This window comes from Gottfriedia acidiceleris (assembly GCF_004138285.1).
GTDB lineage: Bacteria > Bacillota > Bacilli > Bacillales > Bacillaceae_G > Gottfriedia > Gottfriedia acidiceleris_A.
Window position 1 is genome coordinate 53,260 of record NZ_SCFN01000017.1, and the last position, 21,100, is coordinate 74,359.

General features: G+C 39.0%; 20 protein-coding genes, 1 pseudogene and 2 riboswitches. Of the genes and pseudogenes, 1 reads left to right on the forward strand and 20 read right to left on the reverse strand.

Translation table 11 applies throughout. The features are described from left to right. Window positions 1–5 precede the first annotated feature (5 nt). From cobT to EP747_RS19015, 14 genes and pseudogenes are all read right to left on the reverse strand, one after another. Window positions 6–1,046 carry a nicotinate-nucleotide--dimethylbenzimidazole phosphoribosyltransferase gene (gene cobT / locus EP747_RS18950; RefSeq protein ID WP_129691638.1) on the reverse strand — a complete coding sequence of 347 codons (1,041 nt, stop codon included), beginning with the start codon at window positions 1,044–1,046 and terminating at the stop codon, window positions 6–8. Next, the gene (locus tag EP747_RS18955) at window positions 1,039–2,559 is read right to left on the reverse strand and encodes a cobyric acid synthase (RefSeq protein ID WP_129691639.1); all 1,521 of its coding nucleotides are present in this window, start codon (window positions 2,557–2,559) and stop codon (window positions 1,039–1,041) included. The genes cobT and EP747_RS18955 overlap by 8 nt, the downstream gene beginning before the upstream one ends. Then, window positions 2,552–3,922: a cobyrinate a,c-diamide synthase gene (locus tag EP747_RS18960; protein WP_129691640.1), complete on the reverse strand. Its 1,371-nt coding sequence runs from the start codon at window positions 3,920–3,922 to the stop codon at window positions 2,552–2,554. Before EP747_RS18960 ends, EP747_RS18955 begins: the two co-directional genes overlap by 8 nt. A 17-nt stretch (window positions 3,923–3,939) precedes the next feature. Further along, window positions 3,940–5,060 (reverse strand): annotated as a pseudogene (locus EP747_RS18965) (cobalt-precorrin 5A hydrolase). Then, window positions 5,060–5,833 carry a precorrin-4 C(11)-methyltransferase gene (cobM, locus tag EP747_RS18970; RefSeq protein WP_129691641.1) on the reverse strand — a complete coding sequence of 258 codons (774 nt, stop codon included), beginning with the start codon at window positions 5,831–5,833 and terminating at the stop codon, window positions 5,060–5,062. The pseudogene EP747_RS18965 and the gene cobM overlap by 1 nt, the downstream one beginning before the upstream one ends. Next, on the reverse strand, window positions 5,830–6,531 hold the full coding sequence (gene cobI, locus EP747_RS18975) for a precorrin-2 C(20)-methyltransferase (RefSeq protein ID WP_129691642.1): 702 nt from the start codon (window positions 6,529–6,531) through the stop codon (window positions 5,830–5,832). The genes cobM and cobI overlap by 4 nt, the downstream gene beginning before the upstream one ends. Before the next feature lie 2 nt (window positions 6,532–6,533). Then, complete coding sequence (gene cbiE, locus EP747_RS18980) at window positions 6,534–7,724, reverse strand: precorrin-6y C5,15-methyltransferase (decarboxylating) subunit CbiE (RefSeq protein ID WP_129691691.1); 1,191 nt, start codon at window positions 7,722–7,724, stop codon at window positions 6,534–6,536. A 1-nt stretch (window position 7,725) separates the two neighbouring features. Further along, entirely contained in the window at window positions 7,726–8,829 is a 1,104-nt protein-coding gene (locus EP747_RS18985) for a cobalt-precorrin-5B (C(1))-methyltransferase (RefSeq protein WP_129691643.1), read from the reverse strand. Between the two features lie 3 nt (window positions 8,830–8,832). Then, the gene (locus tag EP747_RS18990) at window positions 8,833–9,480 is read right to left on the reverse strand and encodes a precorrin-8X methylmutase (protein WP_129691644.1); all 648 of its coding nucleotides are present in this window, start codon (window positions 9,478–9,480) and stop codon (window positions 8,833–8,835) included. Window positions 9,481–9,496: 16 nt separating this feature from the next. Further along, the gene (cobK, locus tag EP747_RS18995; protein WP_129691645.1) at window positions 9,497–10,294 is read right to left on the reverse strand and encodes a precorrin-6A reductase; all 798 of its coding nucleotides are present in this window, start codon (window positions 10,292–10,294) and stop codon (window positions 9,497–9,499) included. Next, window positions 10,291–11,223 carry a sirohydrochlorin chelatase gene (locus EP747_RS19000; RefSeq protein WP_129691646.1) on the reverse strand — a complete coding sequence of 311 codons (933 nt, stop codon included), beginning with the start codon at window positions 11,221–11,223 and terminating at the stop codon, window positions 10,291–10,293. The genes cobK and EP747_RS19000 overlap by 4 nt, the downstream gene beginning before the upstream one ends. A gap of 62 nt (window positions 11,224–11,285) precedes the next feature. After that, window positions 11,286–12,911, reverse strand: a complete 1,626-nt coding sequence (cobJ, locus tag EP747_RS19005; protein WP_129691647.1) for a precorrin-3B C(17)-methyltransferase — start codon at window positions 12,909–12,911, stop codon at window positions 11,286–11,288. A 53-nt stretch (window positions 12,912–12,964) separates the two neighbouring features. Further along, window positions 12,965–13,348, reverse strand: coding sequence for a (2Fe-2S) ferredoxin domain-containing protein (locus tag EP747_RS19010; RefSeq protein ID WP_056466994.1), 384 nt, complete (start codon window positions 13,346–13,348; stop codon window positions 12,965–12,967). Between the two features lie 127 nt (window positions 13,349–13,475). Continuing rightward, window positions 13,476–13,658: riboswitch (cobalamin riboswitch) on the reverse strand. A gap of 177 nt (window positions 13,659–13,835) precedes the next feature. Next, a riboswitch (cobalamin riboswitch) is annotated at window positions 13,836–14,023 on the reverse strand. A 301-nt stretch (window positions 14,024–14,324) separates the two neighbouring features. Beyond that, window positions 14,325–14,645, reverse strand: coding sequence for a YbjQ family protein (locus tag EP747_RS19015; protein ID WP_088011817.1), 321 nt, complete (start codon window positions 14,643–14,645; stop codon window positions 14,325–14,327). Window positions 14,646–15,084: 439 nt separating this feature from the next. On the opposite strand from EP747_RS19015, the gene EP747_RS19020 reads away from it, so the two are divergent. Then, window positions 15,085–15,780: a polysaccharide deacetylase family protein gene (locus EP747_RS19020; protein ID WP_129691648.1), complete on the forward strand. Its 696-nt coding sequence runs from the start codon at window positions 15,085–15,087 to the stop codon at window positions 15,778–15,780. An 85-nt stretch (window positions 15,781–15,865) separates the two neighbouring features. On the opposite strand, the gene EP747_RS19025 is transcribed toward EP747_RS19020, so the two are convergent. From EP747_RS19025 to EP747_RS19050, 6 genes are all read right to left on the reverse strand, one after another. Then, window positions 15,866–16,969 (reverse strand): MGDG synthase family glycosyltransferase, encoded by a 1,104-nt coding sequence (locus EP747_RS19025; RefSeq protein ID WP_129691649.1) that lies wholly within the window; start codon window positions 16,967–16,969, stop codon window positions 15,866–15,868. A gap of 31 nt (window positions 16,970–17,000) precedes the next feature. Further along, window positions 17,001–17,573, reverse strand: coding sequence for a hypothetical protein (locus EP747_RS19030; protein ID WP_129691650.1), 573 nt, complete (start codon window positions 17,571–17,573; stop codon window positions 17,001–17,003). 134 nt (window positions 17,574–17,707) lie between these two features. Then, on the reverse strand, window positions 17,708–18,355 hold the full coding sequence (locus tag EP747_RS19035; RefSeq protein ID WP_129691651.1) for a DedA family protein: 648 nt from the start codon (window positions 18,353–18,355) through the stop codon (window positions 17,708–17,710). Window positions 18,356–18,382: 27 nt separating this feature from the next. Beyond that, window positions 18,383–19,612 (reverse strand): sensor histidine kinase, encoded by a 1,230-nt coding sequence (locus EP747_RS19040; RefSeq protein ID WP_165347153.1) that lies wholly within the window; start codon window positions 19,610–19,612, stop codon window positions 18,383–18,385. A gap of 100 nt (window positions 19,613–19,712) precedes the next feature. Then, window positions 19,713–20,387: a response regulator transcription factor gene (locus EP747_RS19045; RefSeq protein ID WP_129691653.1), complete on the reverse strand. Its 675-nt coding sequence runs from the start codon at window positions 20,385–20,387 to the stop codon at window positions 19,713–19,715. A gap of 27 nt (window positions 20,388–20,414) precedes the next feature. Continuing rightward, on the reverse strand, window positions 20,415–20,999 hold the full coding sequence (locus EP747_RS19050; RefSeq protein WP_129691654.1) for a phosphatase PAP2 family protein: 585 nt from the start codon (window positions 20,997–20,999) through the stop codon (window positions 20,415–20,417). Window positions 21,000–21,100 lie beyond the last annotated feature (101 nt).

The window sequence follows — 21,100 nt, forward strand, 5'->3', positions numbered from 1 at the left end:
CTAAATCACTCATTTGAAATTCCAGCTGATGCAAAAGTTGCCATTTCTTTCAGCATTAAGGTCGCTGATTGTAAGATTGGAAAGGCCACTGCTGCTCCACTTCCTTCTCCTAACCGCAAATCTAAATCAAGTAGTGGCTTCTTGCCTAATAACTGCAGCGCAATTTCATGTCCAGGCTCGACGGAACGATGGCCAACAATCATATACTCCGCTGCTGTCTCACAGATTTCCCTTGCCAAAAGAGCTGCAATCGTGCAAATAAACCCATCTACCAATATCGGAATCCGATTTTGAGCGGCGGAGAGCATTGCACCTGTCATTCCGGCAATTTCCAAACCACCAATTTTTGCTAAGATATCGATGGGATTCTTCCGGTCAGGGTTCCTTTCCTTTATCGCCCTTGTGATGACCTCTTGTTTATGACGAATTTTTTCTTGTGCAATCCCTGTTCCTCGACCGACGAGTACATCGATGTCCTGCCCGCTTAAAACCGCTGCAATCGCACTACTTGACGTTGTATTACCGATCCCCATTTCACCAACAATTAGGCATTTGATTCCTTGTTTAATCATCTGTTCTGCCCGTTCATAGCCAACAGCGATGGCTTGTTCGGCCTCTGCTCTTGTTATTGCATCTTGTTGGCAAAAATTGTTGGTTCCATAGCGAATTTTCCTATTCACTAACCCGTCAGCCTCAATATCTGCTGCCACACCGATATCGACGACTTCAAACATGGCTCCGATTTGCCGGCTAAAAACATTGATGGCCGCACCGCTGTTTAAAAAGTTTATGACCATTTGCACGGTAACTTCCTGTGGGAAAGCGGACACCCCTTCTTCGACTACACCATGATCGGAGGCAAAAACTATCACACCGGGCGGTGACACGACCGGGAATGATTCAGATGTCATTTCCGACAGATGAATGGCTAATTCCTCTAATCTCCCCAAACTTCCCGGAGGTTTGGTTAACGTTTCGATATACTCACGAACTTGCTGTCCCATTTCTCTATCAAGAGGCTGAATTCCTGTTTTTACGCTATTCATTGGATGATCTCCTTTTTTGATAATCCTTCATTAAATGTTCAATGACATTTAGTTTAACATGTGCCCTTACATGTTCTGCCAACCGGTCAAACGCTTCTTCCCGCAATTGGTTAAAAGATGGGCGCATGTGGATGGGCTCCAATCCCTTTTTACGGCGGATCTGATTAAGTAATTCCTCACGAAATTCATCATTATGGAAAATTCCATGAAAATAAGTGCCAATGATGGTTTCGTCTGGGGAATGACAACCATCCCATTTTTCATTTGTAAAAATAAGCCCATGGGACGTTCCTGTCGCCGCGGTTTTACCCATATGAATCTCGTAACCTGTCACATGAAAGTTTTTTCCGAAAAGATGCAACTTCCCATTTGATAGGATCGTCGTCTTTTCTTTCGTAATGGTAGTTTCAATTGGCAGAAACTGAAGTCCTTCGATTTCTTTATGGAGAGACTCGATTGCCAACGGATCCTCAATTTTATCACCGAGCATTTGATAGCCGCCGCAGATCCCGAAAAGAACGGAGTGTTTCTTTTTGTGTAATTCTGCTATTTTTTGAGCGATGCCGCTCTTTCGTAAAAACAGTAAATCTTCAATTGTATTCTTGCTGCCCGGGAGAATGACTAAATCTGGATGGAGTAATTGATCCGCTCTCGTTATAAAACGGACATGACAATCCGGCTCAGCAAAAAACGGGTCGACATCGGTGAAATTTGAGATTTTCGGATACTGAATCACCGCGATATCCAATTCTTTTTCAGTATTTTGAGTATATGTATATTGATTTAAAATCACAGAATCCTCGGCATCAATATTTAGATTCTCCAAGTAAGGAATCACGCCGAGAATGGGTTTTCCTGTATACTCCTCAAACCACGTTAAACCAGATTCTAGCAGGCGGAGATCACCGCGGAATTTATTGATGATTACACCAATTACTCGATCGCGGTCCTCTGGTTCCATCAGCTGAAGGGTTCCTACTAAACTAGCAAACACTCCGCCTTTTTCGATATCCCCAATTAAAATCACAGGGGCATCCGCCATTTTGGCGACCCGCATATTAACCATTTCCCGGTCATTCAGATTAATCTCGGCCGGACTACCAGCCCCTTCAATTACAATTCGTTCATAATTTTGGGACAGGGTGGACAGTGATTGTTGAATAAGTTCCAATCCCGTTTGAAAGAATTCCCGGCGGTACCTTCCTGCTTCCATATTTTTATATGGTTTACCATGGACGACAATTTGGGATTGGTTATTCCGGTTCGGCTTTAGTAGAATCGGGTTCATATCGGTGGTTGCCTGAATACATGCGGCTTCGGCCTGAACTCCCTGTGCTCTGCCGATTTCTTTTCCATCCACTGTGATATAGGAATTTAATGCCATATTTTGTGATTTAAACGGAACCGTTTTATATCCGTCCTGTGCGAAAATCCGGCAAAAGGCGGTCACGATAACACTTTTGCCAACATCCGAATTGGTACCTTGAAACATAAGTGGAAGAGCTTTAGTCATTTTGTTTGAACTCCTTACATTTCTCCACCCAATTTTCGACAAGCTCAGGGCATGAGCCAAAATGAAAATGGGTATAACCTGCAATTAAATTCCCTTTCCTATAGCCCTCTTGCTTAAACCCACGCATTCCTTTCGTTTGGTAGGCCGGTTCAAAAACCGTTCTCGGATGAAAGGTGGAGTAGTGAAATTCATGGCCTCTTGCACTCAGATTTCCCGCTAACAAGAAATTTTCTTCTTCTGCAGTGATTTCCCGGTATCCCAAAGTAGCTAGTTTTGTCTGCATTTTCACCTTTCCAGGAATGATTCCGACCATTTTGTAACTCGTTTCATCCGTTGTTTCCAACGATTCAGTTAAGTACATAAAACCGCCGCATTCCGCCAAGGTTGGCAGTCCTTTTTCAATGGCCGTTCGAATCGAGTTGTTTACCTCTGTCTGTTTGGTCAGCTCCTCCGCAAATTCCTCTGGGAAACCGCCACCGATATACAAGCCATCGACTTGTTCCGGCAGGCATTCACCTTTTAATGGAGAGAACTCGATTAGCTCGGCTCCGGCGGCTACTAACATGTCGAGGTTTTCCTGATAGTAAAAATTAAAAGCAGCATCTCGTGCGACTGCAATTTTAACAGTTGCCTGCTCCGCTCTTTTAAACTGGGATTCTTTTATCTTTAAAAAGGGGGCCTGTGCCAAGTCATATATAGAATCTACATCAACGGTTTCAAGGACTAAATCACCTAATTGCTCAAAAAATGGATCCAATTCTCCCCGTTCAACGGATGGTATCAACCCTAAATGCCGTTCCGGAATCGAGAGTTCCTCGTTTCTTTTCAAATAGCCAAGGACGGGAATACCGCATTCTTGCTCAATCGCGGTTTGAACGATTTTAAAATGGCCTTCGCTACCCACCCGATTGGCGATCACTCCGACAATATTGGCTTCCTTCAGAAACGCTTGAAATCCCTTCACAATGGCCGCCGCACTACGGGCCATGCTGGCACAATTCACGACCAAAATGACCGGACTTTCGGTGACGAGACTGATTTCGGCAGTTGATCCTGTATTATTTAGAGGATTTTTCCCATCAAAGAATCCCATTACCCCCTCGATGACGGAAATATCCGCCCCATTACTTGCTCGGTTGACAATTTCTTTGACCATCTCGTGGTTGAGCATCCAGCTGTCAATGTTTCTTGACGTTCTCCCCGTGACCGCCGTATGATAGGTCGGATCGATATAATCTGGACCGCATTTAAAGCCCTGAACGGTATAGCCTTTTTTCCTTAAAGCAGACATCAGCCCGATTGTCAGCGTTGTTTTTCCGACACCGCTGCCTGTCCCTGCAATTAAAAGTCTACGAGTAGACATTCTATTTCCCTCCTCTCTCAATAGGGAATCACCGCTACTGATATGGTGACATTACCTGATTTCTTCTTCATCAACGTTAGATGTTCCGCTGCGCTGTACAATAAGGCAGCCGGCTCACTGACGCCGTATGCACCGGTAAATTTAAAGACTGTTTCAGAAGGGTTCTGAAGTTTAATGGAGTTCAATTCATCTGGTGTGTAATAAATAAACTCCCAACGGTTTTTTTTCACCACTTCGAGCAGTCCCGCTTCATCCTTTTTTAGATCAATCGTGCAAACTGCTTTGACACTTTTTTTGAAAACCCTAATTCCTCAAGCGTTTCGTCGATTACTGCTTCGATTTCCGCTGCAGTGGTCCCGCGGTTGCAGCCCAATCCAAGGACGATCACCTTTGGTCGATATAAAACACCATTATGTAAAATCTCCGTATCGTCTTCGGATAAATTCCGATGGGTTACTACTAAGGCAGCATCTGGCTTTGCGGCCAGCGCTTCTTGGATCGATGAATACGGCTGAATATTTCCTGGTAGCGGCCGGTCATATGGCCACCAGTCTTTTTCGCCTGACTCCTGAACCACGGCGATTTTTTCTTCGTTCACAACCGAAGCGCTAACGGGCGTCAGCTTATCAGCCGAGTCCCAAATCCAGCCAAATCGTTTCCCGAACAAATCAACCGCAATCGTTCCCTGTACATCTGAAGCTGTGGTAATAATGGGACGGGCATGTAGAGTGGCCGCCACTTCTTTCGTTAGTTCATTGGCACCGCCGATATGGCCTGACAGCACGCTGATCACATGTTCGCCCTTGTCATCGATAACGACAACCGCAGGATCTGTTTTTTTATCCTTTAAAATAGGTGCAATCATTCGTACCACGGCCCCAAGGGAAATGATAATGATCAGCCCCTTATAGGCCTCGAAAAGAGAGGGCAGAAGAAGGCGAACGCTCCCGGTAAATAACTGGATGTCCTTGTTCTTCTCATCTCCTTTTTCAAACTTCGCCATATAGTACACATCGGCATTTTGAAACGAATGTCCCAGCTTTCGAGCCAGTTCGACCCCATGCTTTGTAATGGCGACAACCGCATAGTCCCCCTTCTGCTGGATGACCGCCCTTTGCGCTTCTTGCAGCTCGATCATTACGATTCCACCCCCCTGCGGAATCCGTGTGTAAACTTTTTGTCATAAAGCTTGGAACGATAATCTTGTTCGTGGATGTTTTCATCCAGCGCCCATCCTGCTAAAATCATCGCCTGTTTACGAATCCCGTTTACCCGCATATCCTCGTCTAAGCGTTCCAGTGTGGTCCGGACAATTTTTTGATCTGGCCACGACGCTTTATAAACAACCGCAACAGGAGTATCCTTGCTCCATCCTGCCCCGATCAATTCCTTGACAAGTTTCTTCGTTAACGTCGCACTTAAGAAAAGCGCAATCGTGCAATTATGTTTTGCTAAATCCGCCAGCTTTTCAAATTCTGGCACAGGTGTCCTACCCTCGGCTCTTGTCAGGATCACGGTTTGGGTTAAATCAGGAATCGTCAGCTCAGCTTGAGCGGCCGCGGCGGCCGCAAACACAGAGCTCACACCTGGAACAATCTCTATTTCGATTCCTCTCTTCTTTAACAAGACGATTTGTTCCATAATCGCCCCATAGACAGCCGGATCGCCCGTGTGTACACGAACAACCTTTTTCCCTTGTAGAATTCGGTCAGCCATGACGTCAACCATTTCTTCTAAGTGCATCCCGGCGGTTTTCAATATTTCGGCGGAAGGTTTTGCTTTTGCAATTAAGTCTTCGTTTACAAGAGAATCCGCATATAGAATAACATCTGCTTCCTGAAGATGCTGAAGACCTTTTACCGTGATTAAATCTGGATCACCCGGTCCGGCACCAATGATATAAAGCTTCATTTTCTCACCACCATTAGTGTTAAATATTCAAGCTCAGCTCCTTCGAGCTCATCTGCCCTCCAAATAATTTCTTCATCCGATGTTACCTTTGTGACGACTGAAGCCTTGTCAAGCAAATCTAAATCTCGTAATACTTCTAGCATTAAATCAATCACTTTCGCTACTTTTATAAAAATGACACAATCATTGTCTTGAATGACTTTTTTCATGGTTTCATAGTCTTCCCGTGCTGGAACAATTGCCACATGCTCATCCCCATCTGCCAATGGAATTCCCAGCCTAGAAGCCGCCCCATTGATGGACGAAATCCCCGGAACAACTTCAATCGGAACTTGCGGATACTTCTGCTGCATCAAACGCATCATATGAATAAACGTGCTGTATAAAAGAGGGTCCCCTTCAGTTACAAAAGCAACATCCTTTCCCTCCTGCAGCTTCGCCCATACATTTTCCACGGTTTCCGTCCATTTTCTTTCTAATGTGGCTGGATCCTTTGTCATTGGAAAGACAAGGCCCAGCATTTCTTTTTCGTTCGACTGAAAATAGACATCAATGATTCGATGGGCATAACTTTTGCTGCCCTTTTGTTTTTTCGGATATGCAATCACTGGTGATTCCTTTAATTTACGGAACGCCTTAACGGTAATGAGCTCTGGATCCCCCGGGCCAACCCCAAGGCCGTATAATGTACCTAACATGTTTACTCCCCTTCCTTGCGCCATGCTTCAATTATGTAAATCGGATTTAATGCATCAAATCTTGTCAAATTCAAAATGGGCTTACTTCTGGATATTTGAGCAAGCGTAATGTTCGTCTCATATCCCCGCTTTTTAAACACAAGCATCGCTTCTGATAGATTTTCAATTGTGACGGCATTTAAGACAATGCGTCCACACGCTTTCAAGCGGCTACAGCAAATATCCAAAATGTCTTCCATCCCACCTGCCGTCCCGCCAATAAATACCGAATCCGGATCCGGGAAGGTTTCTAGTCCCTCTGGTGCTTTCCCATGGACGAGTGTTGCATCCACACGAAACTTTGCTAAATTTTGCTTACAGTTTTCTAAGTCGCCCTCGTTCTTTTCGATGGCAAACACTTGTCCTTCCCTGGCGATTTTCGCAGCCTCAATCGCAACAGAACCTGTGCATGTCCCAATATCCCAAACTGTGCTATCTTCTTTTAACCTTAGGCCGCTAATGCTTAGTGTCCGAATTTCCTTTTTTGTAATTAAGCCCTTATCTGGTTTACGCTGTAAAAATTCCGAATCGTCAATGCCAATCGGCCAATGTGGGCTTTCCCCCTTTTTCTTAAGAATTACTACATTGAGCGGTGAAAACTCTTCATCCTTCATTTCAGAAAGGGTAAACCAGCGGCATCGTTCCTTGTCATTGCCAAGGTTCTCGCCCACAAACGCTTCATATTCAGTCATGCCAAAGGAAAGCAAATATTGAGCGATTTTATTTGGGGAATTTTCTGTGTCGGTTAAGATTGCGACTGTTTTTTTTCCATCCACTCGCTGTGCCAACCCTTTTATACTCCTGCCGTGAACACTAGTAAAATAAGCATCCTGCCATCTTTCTTTCATTCTGGCAAAAGCAAGCTGGATTGAACTTATATATGGATAAATATCCAAATCGATTTTAGAAGATAAATAGCTTCCAATTCCATAGAATAACGGGTCTCCTGAAGCTAGAATCACTACGTTTCTAGTCTCCGACTGCAACCGTTCCACTAGAGAATAAAGCCCGCCTTCAATCGCCATTTTTTCGCCGGCGAATTCAGAAAAAAAAGAAAGCTGTCTCTTTCCTCCTATTAATAGTTCACTTTCATTAATCCACTTTTCGTACATCGGGAGCAGGCTGACTTTCCCTTCATCCCCAATGCCGATCATTTTAATTGATGCCACTCTTTCGCACCGCCTTTCCTAACAATTGCCCCTTCATGGTATATAGGGTGGTATCTATGTCGATCCCACCATCGACTTCCTTTAACGCAGCGAGGCAGCAATAGTCGCTAAGCATTTCGAAAAAGGATAGGTGGCCCTGTGCTGCCATCAAATCACCAACCTGTGATGCCGTATTGGCAGTTCGAATTTCCTCGACCAGGGTAGCATCAGCACCGGTACGGCTTGCCACCTCAGCTAAAAAATCAAAATCTATCGGGGCACTTTTTGAGTGGACCATCATGATCCCCATTGCCACTTTTGAGAATTTCCCCATCATGCCGACCATCGAAACTCTCTTTACCCCTTGCTTCTTGCATTGTTTAAGGGTAAACCCGACAAAGTCACCCATTTCGATAAAAGCTTCCTCAGACAGCTCAGGGAATTGCTTTATGGCATTTTTCTCGCTCCGCCCGCCTGTTGTAATGACTACGTGCTCGCAGCCACTTGCCCGGGCAACACTAATAGCCTGGATGATACTGGCTTTATAAGCGGCTGTGGAAAAAGGAACGACAATCCCGCGAGTTCCGAGAATAGAAATCCCGCCAATGATTCCTAAGCGTCCATTGAGTGTTTTTTTGGCGATTTCTTCACCCGCTGGTACGGAAATGACGATTTTAATGCCTCTTGTAATCCCGAAATCTTTTAATACCCCTTCGGCTGTCTCGCGGATCATCCTGCGGGGAACGGGGTTAATCGCGGCCTCGCCGACAGGAACGGGCAAGCCGTCCTTTGTAACGCGGCCAACTCCAATTCCCCCATCAAGCACAATGCCTGGTTCATCGAGCCATGACACAGTGGAAACAATCAAGGCCCCATGGGTGGCATCTGGGTCATCCCCCGCGTCTTTTATCGTACTAGCTGTAGCCGTTTGTTCCGTTACTTCACAACTTTCTACCTGGAAGGTTGCAAACCGCTTAACGGGCAAGTATATCGTTGATTCTGTTTGCGGTTCACCGGTAATTAATGCCGTCAGCGCTGCTTTGGTGGTTGCTGTTGCGCAGGCCCCAGTCGTATATCCTTCCCGCAGTTTTCCTTTTGGTACTTCCTGCATGGGTTATCCCCGTTCAGCCATAATGGAAATGGCATTTAATGCGGCAACGGTCACGGTACTGCCACCTTTCCGGCCAATATTGGTGATGAATGGGATATCGAGCTTAGCTAGTTCTTCTTTTGACTCAGCCGCAGAAACAAACCCAACAGGCAATCCAATGACAAGACCAGGTTTTGCTTCTCCTTCTTTAATCAGGCGGATAAGTTCGAGTAAGGCGGTTGGGGCATTCCCAATGGCAAAAATACCGCCATCTGCTTCTTTGATCGCCTTCCGCATCGAAATAATCGCCCTTGTTGTATTCAGCCGTTTGGCTTCCTGGATGACATCCGGGTCGGAAATATAGACTTTAATTTCTCCTCCGAATTTTTGAATTCGTGCTTTATTTGCCCCGCTTTGAATCATTTGAACATCTGCAACTACCATTTTCCCGCTCCGAATCGCCCGAATACCGGACTGAATTGCGTCAGGATGGAAGAGGACGCTTTGCCCAAGTTCAAAATCAGCGGATGCATGGATGATACGCTGGACAACTGGATACTGATCCTCAGTAAAAGGGTGCTCCCCAATTTCTTCATTAATCATTTCAAAACTTCTACCTTCAATCTGTTCCGGTTGGACGGTTAACGGTTTAAATTCAGTACGAAAATCCATTTCTCTCACTCCTGTATTAAAATGATTGTTCTGTTGTGACAATTTGTGTGGAACCAATCTTTTTATGTAATTCTGTGATGACATCGATAAAATTAGCATAGACGGTGCCATAATTCAGTTTCGGGCGGCCAATAAGGATAACCTCAATCCCCAGTTCCTTGGCTGCTTCCACCTTTTCATCGACCGATCCGACTTTCCCACTCTCTTTAGTCACCATTAAGGTCACGCCATATTGCTTATATAGGGCTTTGTCGAACTCTTTTGAAAATGGGCCCTGGATCGCAATAATATTTTTCTGTGGCAGCCCTAGTTGCTCACATTTTTCCATATTATCCATACGAGGCAGCATCCTGGCGATCAAGCGAATGTCCGGGTTACCTAATAGTTTTTCTGTGAAAATTTGAAGCGTCTTGCTGCCTGTCGTCAGCATCACCACGCCTTTATTGGCCAATGCAAGCTCCGCAGCCTCCTCGTAGCTTTCGACGACTTTCATTTTGTCATATTGGAAATTTTGTGACTCCCGTTCATATCGAATATAGTGGATTCCCGCTGTTTCGGACGCCTTGATAGCGTTTTTCGAAGCTTCTTCCGCAAACGGATGACTGGCATCGACAACCGCTAGAATACCTTTTGTGTCAATCAACTCCACCATGTCCTCATCCGTTAATCTGCCTACTTGAACACATATACCTGACTCCCTTAATTCAACCGCTGCATTTTCTGTGACAACTGAGGCCAAGAGATTAAAGCCCTCCTTTTTTATTTCTAAAGTAAGGGCTCTTGCATCACTTGTACCAGCTAATACGAAAATCATCCTCTATCTCCAGCCTTTTGCACCGCATGTTTGTGATCATGGTGATGATCATGTTGATGATCATGGTGATGCTCATGGTCATGGCCGTGATGATGATCGTGGTCATGATGGTGGTGATGATCGATATGTTCCATCACATTAAGACGGTATTGGCAGGTATCACAGTTCATCTTCACTTCATCACGAAGGGCTTCTTCCACCCGATCTATTAAAATCGTCTGTAATTTTGGATGATAACCAAAATAGTCAGCCAACTTAATTTCAACCGCGGAATATTGATTTTGAATAGGTACCATCATATCTTCTAACCGTTTAATCAGGATGCCAGTGAATAGAAAGTAAGGCAGGATTACTACTTTTTTTGCTCCAAGCTTAATACAGCGCTCAATCCCTTCGTTCACAGAGGGATTGGTCACCCCCATAAAAGCAGGTTCGACGATTTTATAGTTTGTTTTTTCCCATAGTAATCTAGCAATTTTATATAAATCACTATTCGCATCAGGATCGCTTCCGCCACGTCCTAACAAAAGGACAGCCGTATCGTCTTCGATGGTTTCTACATTCTCGCCAATTTCTATTAATCTAGTTTTTAGAATTTCAAATGTTTCCTCATGAACACCAATTGGTCGGCCATAAGTAAATTGAACAAGCGGATATTTATTCTTTGCCTCATCAATAGCTGCTGGAATATGAATTTTGGAGTGTCCTGCCTGTAAGAGCATGATCGGAATCAAGACAATATGGTCGGCACCTTTCTCCACACATAGATCGATGCCTTGATTCACCGTTGGTCGTTCAAATTCTAAAAAACACGTCTCGACCAGGAAAGAACCTTCCCAAGTCTTTCTCATCTCACGGATGAACTCACGAACCTGCTGATTTCCCTCTTGATCTCTACTTCCATGCCCCACAAATAAAATTGCTCTCAAAATATTTCCTCCCCTTTGTTTGTAAATGCCTTACCTTCCAATTACCGCTAGACTTCTCTCCCTTATTCCCCGCAAACAGCTGCTTCGATCTTAAGATTTGGTGTGATATCCTGGTACACAAAACCTTGAACTTCTTTGACCCGTTTAAAAAATTTATAGAAACGTTCATTTGGATACGCCTTTTGTTGGTACTCTTGAACAATCCCCTCTATGACCCCGACAATTTTGTCCGGTGCGATTCCTTCAGCTACGATTTGGCCATTATGAGCGGTTCTTCCAGCTGTCTTGGCTCCTAAAAATAAATCAAACGCTCCCTTACGATAGACAATGCCAATATCTTCTTTAACGGCTCCATAACAGGCCATACCGCAGCCATTCACACCAAGTTTCAATTCTTTTGGGAGTTCCATGCCGCCAAGCCTTTCTTGAAGCTCATTGGCATAAGGGATGGAATCCTTCTTTTCTCCGTCACAAAAATCACAGGCTTTTACGGTTAATACATCGCCAACAGGTGCAATTAAAAAGTTGGCTGCAGTTAGTTTTTTAATAATCTCATCAGGCTTAGAGGTTAAAATTTGCAGCTTCATAAAATGGTCTTGTGTGTATTCCATGACTCCTTCTTCTCCGACAATTTCGGAAAGAATAACCATCTGATGCGCGGTAAATTTTTTATTGGCGACACCAGGGCTGACCGCTACCTCAAAAATAGATTGAAAGTCTTGCTTCACAATTAAACCTTGGGTTCGTCCATAGGTCTCACCAAGGATCATTTGCAAGGCTTCCTCAGCCAACTCTCTTGGCGACTCTTTCACTGAGGTTGGGGTGACTAGTTTCTTGTTTACCGGCATTACATCTTCCATTTGCTCCAGTGCCCATGGTTCGGCTTCCTTTTGCAGACGCTGATGCGGTTTCAACGGCTGAATTGCCTGATTTAATGTATACTTCCGCTGATAACCACGCGGAGTGATCATCAATTCATCGTAGAAAAATGTTGAAGAGTTGCCTATTAAAACGGTAGTTAACATGCCAATTTCATGTTCTAACATTTCTTGTAAATTTGTTAAGACGATCTTTTGACTATCACGGTATGCACTCTTTACCAATCCTACAGGGGTGTCTGGCGAGCGGTATTTTAATAGAATTTTTTGTGCTTCCATGATTTGCCGTGTTCTTCTCCCGCTTTTTGGATTGTATAGGGCAATCACAAAATCAGCTTGAGCGGCCGCTTCGATTCGTTTCTCGATCAAGCTCCAAGGTGTTAAATGGTCACTTAAGCTAATCGTACAGGCATCATGCATGACCGGCGCGCCTAATAAAGCAGCACAGGAGTTGATGGCAGAAATGCCAGGGACCACCTCCACATTTACCCCTGAGTCTTTTTTCCAGCCTTTTTCAATTAGCACTTCGTAAACAAGTCCTGCCATTCCATATACACCGGCATCACCGCTCGAAATAACAGCTACCGTGTAACCGAGCTCAGCTTGTTTCACAGCCTCCTGGGCACGGCTCACTTCTTCTGTCATTCCTGTGCTGATGATTTGCTTTCCAGCTATTAATCCCTTGATTAAATCAACGTAGGTTTTGTAGCCAATGATGATATCACTTTCTTGGATGGCTTCCTTTGCCCGTCCGGTAATATGTTTTTCATCACCAGGGCCAAATCCAATAACCAATAATTTGCCTTTCACACTATTACGCCACCTTCCACAATTTCAAACTAGAATCCAGCTACTATCCGCTGTTAAATCTTTTCTTTAACCGCTTTTTGTATTCCTTCGATGCATTCCGACCCTTCTGGATGTATGAATCCAGCTTCGGAATATTGATAGATCGAATGCTCCTGAAGGCAATGACCTTCCGCCAGATGACGCTTTACAATCGTAGTTCCCACTTCTGGGGTTACGTTTTTATACCAAGTCCCTGAAGGATAGACGATGGCAACGGGTGCATCCTTACATCTCCCATTGCATCTCGTTCTTGTAGTATGTATGATTGAATCTAAGCTTAAATTTGTGATTTCATTCCGTATCGCTTGTGTCGCTTCCTCCCCACCCTTTCTCATACAGCTGCTGCCGTTACAAATGAAAACATGGTGTTTCGTCCCTTGTAAATTCCAAGTAGTCATGTCACACACTCCTTTTTGTTTTTTTTCATAAAAAAAGCACCCCTATGGACATAGGGGTGCAGAAAATATACACACAAAAAAATAGCGATGTAAGTTCAGCACTTCTACCTATGTTCCCGTAGGTTGAATGAAGCTATTAGGTAAAGGCAGGTCTCCTGACTTAGGTTCATCATTCTATTGCGTCTTCCCGAAATTCCTTCAGTGACATCTGCAATGAACTCCCCTTACAGTGGCGGGTACCGTGACGGATTTAAACCGTACTTCCCTATTAAGCACTTTTTCAAAGTGCACCAATCCTAATCTATTCAATTTTTAAAAAGACTTGTTTCTTCTAGAGGCATACTATAAGCATAAAAAAATGATTTAGAATCATTAAAACGAAAAAATCCGTTCAACATAAGTTGAACGGATAAAACGCCAGCACAAAGAAAGTTAAAAAATAATCCTTTTTGTCCGAACGTTTCATCTTCTCAACCCCCGAAGAAATCGAAACTTTAAAAGCTAAGACAGGTCTCCTGACTTGTGTATCTTCCTACTTTAGACCCTTCCCGTAACGTCCATATAAACGTTTCAGTGGTTTGTCTATTTCGTCCACACTTACAGTTGCGGGGACAGTTCTGGTAATTCTCCAGATTCCCTATTAAGCCCTAAGGCATCTTAACTAATTGTTAACAAATTAGTATTTAATTTATTAGATATTAATATTCTAGTCTATCAGATTTAATATTTCAAGAGTTTATTAAACTACTTTAAGGAAAACGCTACCCTCCAATAACTTCATCTTGTTTAAGTAATTGAATGTAATATCGACATTTCTTTTTTTAAAACTTATTGTTATTTTAGGACAATTAAAAAGAGAACGCTTCGTGTGGTTTTCTTGTAAACCTGTGCGTGAAATTGTCCGCACTTTTTATATTTATATTTAATTCTATAAAAATTGAAATAAAAAAAACCTTGTAATTACAAGGTTTTTTAATTATATTTTCTCGACTACTACAGCGGTTCCATATGCTACAATTTCGCTCATGTTTTGCCCTATTTCACCTGAATCAAAGCGCATCATGATAATTGCATTTGCATCCATTTCACTAGCATTTTTAGTCATTCGATCCATCGCTTCTTTTCTCGCATCCTCAAGCATTGCAGTGTATTGTTTGATTTCTCCACCAACAAGACTTTTTAGACCAGCTAAAATATCGCCCCCTAATCCTCTACTACGTACAATTACTCCAAATACAGGTCCTTTTACTTCAACTAGTTTATACCCTTCAATGTTTTCAGTTGTAACTACGATCATATTGTCCACCTCAAAATTTTTATTCTTTACACAAATATATTTATCCAATTTTGTGTATGCATTTCAAAACCATTTTTAAACTTCTTTAGTTAAAAATGGAAAATTTGAAACGTATAATGTATTAATTCTATGTAATAGGTTTAATCCCTTTTTACTAAAGTGAATTTCAATCTTTAAGAAAATTATTATTAGTTAATATTTGCAAGACTGATTTTTCTACTTCAATTGATGCCTTCTCTTTTACATCAATAAACTTAGTGTTTAATTGCTTATACCAATCTTTTTCAAATTGATATAATTTCATATTTGATCAATTATAATCATCGAAATTACAATCTTATTTCATCATAATATTATTCTCAATTAATTACCAACAATTAGCAAATTAGACTATAATAATGTTATATTATCATTTTTTAAAGTTAGTTAAGGAGAATTTATGCTTACAATTTTCATCATAATTGGGGGTTTACTTTTATTTATTCTTTATGGACCAATACCAAGTTTACTAACTCGTTTATTTAAAATTTTTTCAATACATCATGTTTCAAATAAAAGTCAAAAACGCATTGCTTTAACCTTTGACGATGGCCCACATCCAGTTTATACAACTTTACTTTTAGATTTACTCCGAAGTCATTCAATAAAAGGGACTTTTTTTGTATTAGGTTCAGAGGCAGAAAAGTATCCATCAATCATTAAAAGAATACATGAAGACGGTCATTTAATAGGAATTCACAATTATAAACATAAATGTAATTGGTTTCTCAGTCCAAAATACTTAAAAAATCAAATAGAAAAAACTGCAAGTATTATTAAGAAAATAACGAACAGTGATCCACTTTATTATCGACCACCTTGGGGGTTAGTTTCACTGCCACTCCTATTTCAAAAAAAGTTCAAAATTATTTTATGGTCTGTAATGGCAAATGATTGGAGTAGTAAAAAAGGAAGTGAAGGCATTTATACTCGTTTGTTAAATCAAACGAAACCAGGATCAATTATTTTATTACATGATAATGGAGATACACTAGGTGCAGATGTAGATGCACCTATTCATACAATAAAAGCTTTAGAAAGATTTATTGAACATTGTTTTCAAAACCAATATATATTTGTTAGGATTGATGACTAGCTATTCATTCAAACCAATAACCACAAGGATACTCTTTACCTTGTGGTGTTTTTACGTATTCATAAAGTTATTGTTCATAAAACATCTAAGAAATCGAACTAAAAATATCATTAACAATTAATTGTGAACTAAATCCTTTATTTAATGCAGTTAAAGATGATTTCATTTGTTCTAAATGATTTGATTTGAAAAGAATTCGATTAATATAAAAGGTTAATTCATTTAACGACTTTACTGTTACTGAAGCACCAGCATTTTCAAATAATCGGGAATTCTCTTTTTCTTGACCTGGTGTTGGTTTATATAGGATTGTCGGTAAACTACATGCAATACATTCTGATAATGTAATACCACCGGGCTTCGTTATTAAGAGATCAGATTTTTTATACAAATTACGTATATTATTTACGTAGCCAAATATTTGTAGTCGGTCTTCGTATTCTTCATTCAACTTACTTAATTTATTATAAAGTATGCGATTATAGCCACAAACAACTGCTACATTAAGTTTTGTTTCAGCAAGTAACTGCTTGACCATTTTTTCTACGTCCTTTAATAATCCAACTGCCCCAGCAACTATTAAGATTTGATCGTTTGATTTCGATTTACTTGTTCCTTCATTTAAAAAATTTGTTTCCTTAAATTCTTGGCGTAAAGGTATACCACTTACAAATATTTTCGATAAAGAAACGCCTAAATTCACCATTTGATGTATTAATCCTTCCGTCGCTATATAGTAGCGATCGATTTCATTATGAATCCACGAACGGTGAATATAATAGTCTGTAACAACTGTATATAATTTGCAAGGATGTGATGAATATTTTTTCCATTTTGCTACTGACCCAACTGGAAATGTAGTAATAATAATATCTGGCTTCTCTTTTTGAAGAATACTTTTTATATTCTTTCCGCATAATTCTAAAAGCCTGTCAAAAATGACTGTACTGAATAATTTCTCAGTCCCATAGAAAAACCATTTATAAATTGTTTGTGCATGTTGGAATAATTGCAAATGAATATTTTTTGCAAATACATTTATTGTTGGATATGCTTCTTCGTATATATCAATAATTGTTACATCGTTAAAGTTAATATGTTCAAACTCACTTTTTAACGCTTTTGATACTTCTTTATGCCCATTTCCAAAACTCGATGTAACGACAAGTATTTTAGGCTGCAATACCATACTAATCAACCTCTCAGAATAGACAAATTAATTAAACGAATGTATGAATTAACATTGAGATTACAACTGCAAATGAAAGATAGTAATGCCAGTTTTTATCTTTGCGTTTATATCTTAAAAAACCTAATATTCCTAATGGAACTAGGAGCAAATAAGTTATTACTCCTGAAATATAAACTGCATCTGTTTTCCATTGAAAAAAAGTCATAATCACAGAGTGTACTGTAATTAAAGCAAAAGTAATTAACGAGATTGGGACATGAATTAACTTGCACCATTTCAATAATTTACTTAAGTATTTCTTAAATTTCTTTTTACCATTTAACTTTTTTAATCTAATTAAAAAATAAAGTGGAAAGAGAATAAATGCCGCAAATACACCTAACCTTCCAAGGGATCCTTTATCTTTCGCATAAAATTTCAAAGGATTCATTTTATGAAAGCCATGTTGTATTCCATTTTGTATATGAGGTCCAATATTCGTTAATAATTCAGTTTGATGCGAGACTTTCCACCATGCAATAATAAAAATAATGATTGAAATTGCTAATGCTATATAAATTAATTTTCTCTCAGATTTATTTTTTATCCAATTACTAATCATTTTGGTTTGTTCCTTTCAAGTTTTGAAGAAATATTAGATAATACATGGAATTTTACCCTCCCTTTTAATACAACTAATGTACAAAATAATAGTGAAAATTTAATGAAAATTGTCTTATGTTTTAGTTAAATTGATTAATTTTGTGTCAATTTAGTTTTCTTACTTAATTTTCTAAGAACATCGATTAAAATTGGAATGATTGAAATAAAAATGATCCCAATGGTTAATAGACCAAAATGATTTTTAACAATTGGAATATTACCAAAAAAGAAACCAATCGACACCATTAGTCCAACCCAAAGTGTCGCTCCGAATATGTTATATGAAATAAATTTTGAATAGTTCATTTCACCAATTCCTGCTACAAATGGAGCAAATGTCCTAACAATCGGAATAAACCTTGCTAATACAATAAATTTAGGACCTTTTTGTTTGTAAAAGTTTTCAGTTTCATGAATGTATTTTGTATTTGTTTTTTTACTCTTACTTAATTTACTTCCGAATTTCCTACCTATAAAATAATTTAAAGAATCACCTAAACTAGCTGCGATTATTAGAAGGATTAGTAATCCAAATAAGTTTAATAAATGTAAGGATGCAAGTGCACCTGCAGTAAAAATTAATGAATCTCCAGGTAAAAATGGTGTCACAACAAGTCCCGTTTCCAATAAAATAATGAAAAATAAGATGATATAAGTTATTGCCCCATAGTTGTGCACAAAAGTTAATAAATGTTGATCTAAATGCAATATGAGATCAATTAAATTTTTAATAATCTCCATATAAATCTAACTCCCCCAAAATTTTCTCTATATTTTTGTCTTAAGTTGAAACAAATTTGAAATCGGAATTTTAATTTTAAAACTGCTACCCTTACCGAATTCGCTATTAACAATAATTTCTCCATTGAGAGACTCTATAATCGATTTTGCGATCGATAACCCGAGTCCAGTATTACCTTCATCCCTTGACCTATGCTCTTCTATTCGATAAAACCGATTAAATATTTTGTCTTGTAGCTCTTTGGCAATTCCAATACCATTATCATTTATTTCATAATAGAAATAGTTTGCTTTTTTTTCTGATCTTACGTAGTAATTTAACGATATTGTACGGTTCTCAAGTGAGTACTTAATCGCATTATCAACAAAGATATTAATTAATTGTTTTAGAATTTCTTGATTTGTTTTAACGATAAATTTTTCTTCATTTAATAGCTGTATTGTTTGTTTTTTTTCTGATGCTTTATATTGCCATGCTTTTTGAATTTGTTCCGAAAAGACATCGATTCTAAATTCTTCAATATTAACTTTGGCGATTTGTTTATGATCAAGTCTCGCTAGAAACAGTAATTGATGAACTAGATTACGTGTATCACTTAATTCCTTTTTTAAATCGGTTAAGGTTTCTTTACCAAAATCAGAAAGGCGATTTTGCTCAACGCTCAATACATCAATACCAGCTTGTAATACAGATAACGGTGTTCTTAATTCATGTGAAGCATTTTCCACAAATTCTTGTTGTTCTTTATAAGATGCGATAATTGGTTCCATTGCCTGATTTGTAATTTTCTTGCCGAAGTAGTACGCCATAAAACAAAAGATAATCGAAAGTAAAAATGAGATACTGATAAACTGCTTTATTAAATAAATAACTGACGATAAATCTTTACCACTATAAATTGTGCCGAGGTAATGATTTGATGAATCATACACCTTTTCTGCAGCAATCATTAAATGTAGTTCTTCTTTATCATGAGGATCGATTCGTTTAATGAATACTTTATTTTGATTGGGATTAAGCTGTTTTAAGACTTTTTCTATATCCTTTGTATACCCAGGTGCTGTTTCATCATAGATTTCAAATTCATTATTTTTATTTAAAAAATAATTAAAATAAACATTTTTACGTTTATGTTTTCTTTGAGTATTGTCATCATTTGGACCAAGAGATGCAGCATTCATTTTTACTTCTTTGATTTCTTCCTTTAATACTGTAATTAGATCACTCTTTTGGTCTAAATAAATGTAAAACGACAATACAATTCCTACTGAAATATTAAATAAAATAATAAAAATCATTAAAATTCTAAGATTGAAAAATGTTAATCGCTTGCTAATTTGTTGAAATAATGAGATCTCATTTTTCGATTGAATATCCAACACCTCTAACACTCTTTATATAAGTTTTCTGATTAGGCAGATCAATTTTTTTTCTTAGATTTTTTACATACGCTTCAACAGCATTACTTGTTACCTCTGATTCAATTCCCCAAACTCTTTCAAAAATAACTTCTCTAGTGAGCACAATCCCTCTATTTTTTACTAATAAATCAAATAATTGTAATTCTCTTTGGGTTAAAATTATTTGTTCATTCTCCCTACATAAACTAAAATTTGTCCGATTATATGTTAAGTCCTCAATCGTGATAATTTCATCTTGAAGTGGTGCAAAATTCCTTCGATTGAGTACCTTAATTCTTGCGGCAAGTTCACTAAAATCAAATGGTTTGATTAAATAGTCATCCGCTCCAGCTTCTAATCCTTCAACACGATGGTTAATACTATCTCTCGCTGTTAACATTAAGATAGGTCCTTTAAATCCATCTCTTCTAAGATTTTTGCATATTTCTAATCCACTAATTTCAGGTAGCATCCAGTCCAAAATAATTAAATCAAAATCATAGTGAGTAGCTAATTCCAATGCTTGCTTTCCATTAGTAGTCCATTCGATTTGAAATGGAGTTTGTGTTTTTAGCAAATGGGTTGTCATTTTTCCTAATTTTTGATCGTCTTCAGCAAATAAAATTTTCAAAAGATGTCTCCTCTAATAAGTTCATAATCAGGAACTTAAATTATTTTTCATATTAAAAGGTAACTTTTTTATTATTCTTTCGTATATTTTCAATAATATTTTCATTATTGGTTCCGTTAATGATGATGTTTTTAAAACAACAATCGCGACTACACCAGCCAAAATAAATGCACCAATTATATCAAATGGATAATGTACCCCAACAAAGATTCGTGAAATACCAACTAATATCGCCCAAACAAGTGAAAACATACCTAAACGGTCTTTTCTAAGCAATAAAATAAGAGCTGTAGAAAATACTAATGTTCCGTGATCACTTACAAAAGATGAATCGGATGAATGTGAAATCAGTTTCGTCACATGGTGATTAACAAAAGGTCGCGCGTGGTAATAAAATTGATGGATTATAAAGTTACCGCCTAGTGCTAAAATAAGTGTTAAAACGATATAAAAAGCAGTGCACTTACGTTCGCTACCTTTTTGAATCCATAAATAACATAAAAGTCCTATTACGATTAAAATGGCAGATTTAGATAAAAATATCATTACATTATCTAATGCCGGCCATTTGCCAGCAAAACTATTTATTAATTTAAATATTGAGTAGTTCATTAAAATTTCCTCCGTTTTTTTGATCGGAAATTATTATATAAAAGTTTTATGAAAAATTGATGAAAATAACTAGGTTTATTTTTGATAAATAAAAATAGGAC

Bases quoted from the DNA above. Each gene is read 5' to 3' on its own strand.
- EP747_RS19035 (WP_129691651.1), bottom strand. From the start codon at position 18,355: ATGGAGATTATTAAAAATTTAATTGATCTCATATTGCATTTAGATCAA.
- cobI (WP_129691642.1), bottom strand. From the start codon at position 6,531: ATGTTAGGTACATTATACGGCCTTGGGGTTGGCCCGGGGGATCCAGAG.
- cobT (WP_129691638.1), bottom strand. From the start codon at position 1,046: ATGAATAGCGTAAAAACAGGAATTCAGCCTCTTGATAGAGAAATGGGA.
- EP747_RS18960 (WP_129691640.1), bottom strand. From the start codon at position 3,922: ATGTCTACTCGTAGACTTTTAATTGCAGGGACAGGCAGCGGTGTCGGA.
- EP747_RS18985 (WP_129691643.1), bottom strand. From the start codon at position 8,829: ATGCAGGAAGTACCAAAAGGAAAACTGCGGGAAGGATATACGACTGGG.
- EP747_RS18955 (WP_129691639.1), bottom strand. From the start codon at position 2,559: ATGACTAAAGCTCTTCCACTTATGTTTCAAGGTACCAATTCGGATGTT.
- EP747_RS19050 (WP_129691654.1), bottom strand. From the start codon at position 20,999: ATGAACTACTCAATATTTAAATTAATAAATAGTTTTGCTGGCAAATGG.
- EP747_RS19015 (WP_088011817.1), bottom strand. From the start codon at position 14,645: ATGATCGTAGTTACAACTGAAAACATTGAAGGGTATAAACTAGTTGAA.
- EP747_RS19025 (WP_129691649.1), bottom strand. From the start codon at position 16,969: ATGGTATTGCAGCCTAAAATACTTGTCGTTACATCGAGTTTTGGAAAT.
- cobM (WP_129691641.1), bottom strand. From the start codon at position 5,833: ATGAAGCTTTATATCATTGGTGCCGGACCGGGTGATCCAGATTTAATC.
- cobK (WP_129691645.1), bottom strand. From the start codon at position 10,294: ATGATTTTCGTATTAGCTGGTACAAGTGATGCAAGAGCCCTTACTTTA.
- EP747_RS19030 (WP_129691650.1), bottom strand. From the start codon at position 17,573: ATGATTAGTAATTGGATAAAAAATAAATCTGAGAGAAAATTAATTTAT.
- EP747_RS19020 (WP_129691648.1), top strand. From the start codon at position 15,085: ATGCTTACAATTTTCATCATAATTGGGGGTTTACTTTTATTTATTCTT.
- cbiE (WP_129691691.1), bottom strand. From the start codon at position 7,724: ATGATCGGCATTGGGGATGAAGGGAAAGTCAGCCTGCTCCCGATGTAC.
- EP747_RS18990 (WP_129691644.1), bottom strand. From the start codon at position 9,480: ATGGATTTTCGTACTGAATTTAAACCGTTAACCGTCCAACCGGAACAG.
- EP747_RS19010 (WP_056466994.1), bottom strand. From the start codon at position 13,348: ATGACTACTTGGAATTTACAAGGGACGAAACACCATGTTTTCATTTGT.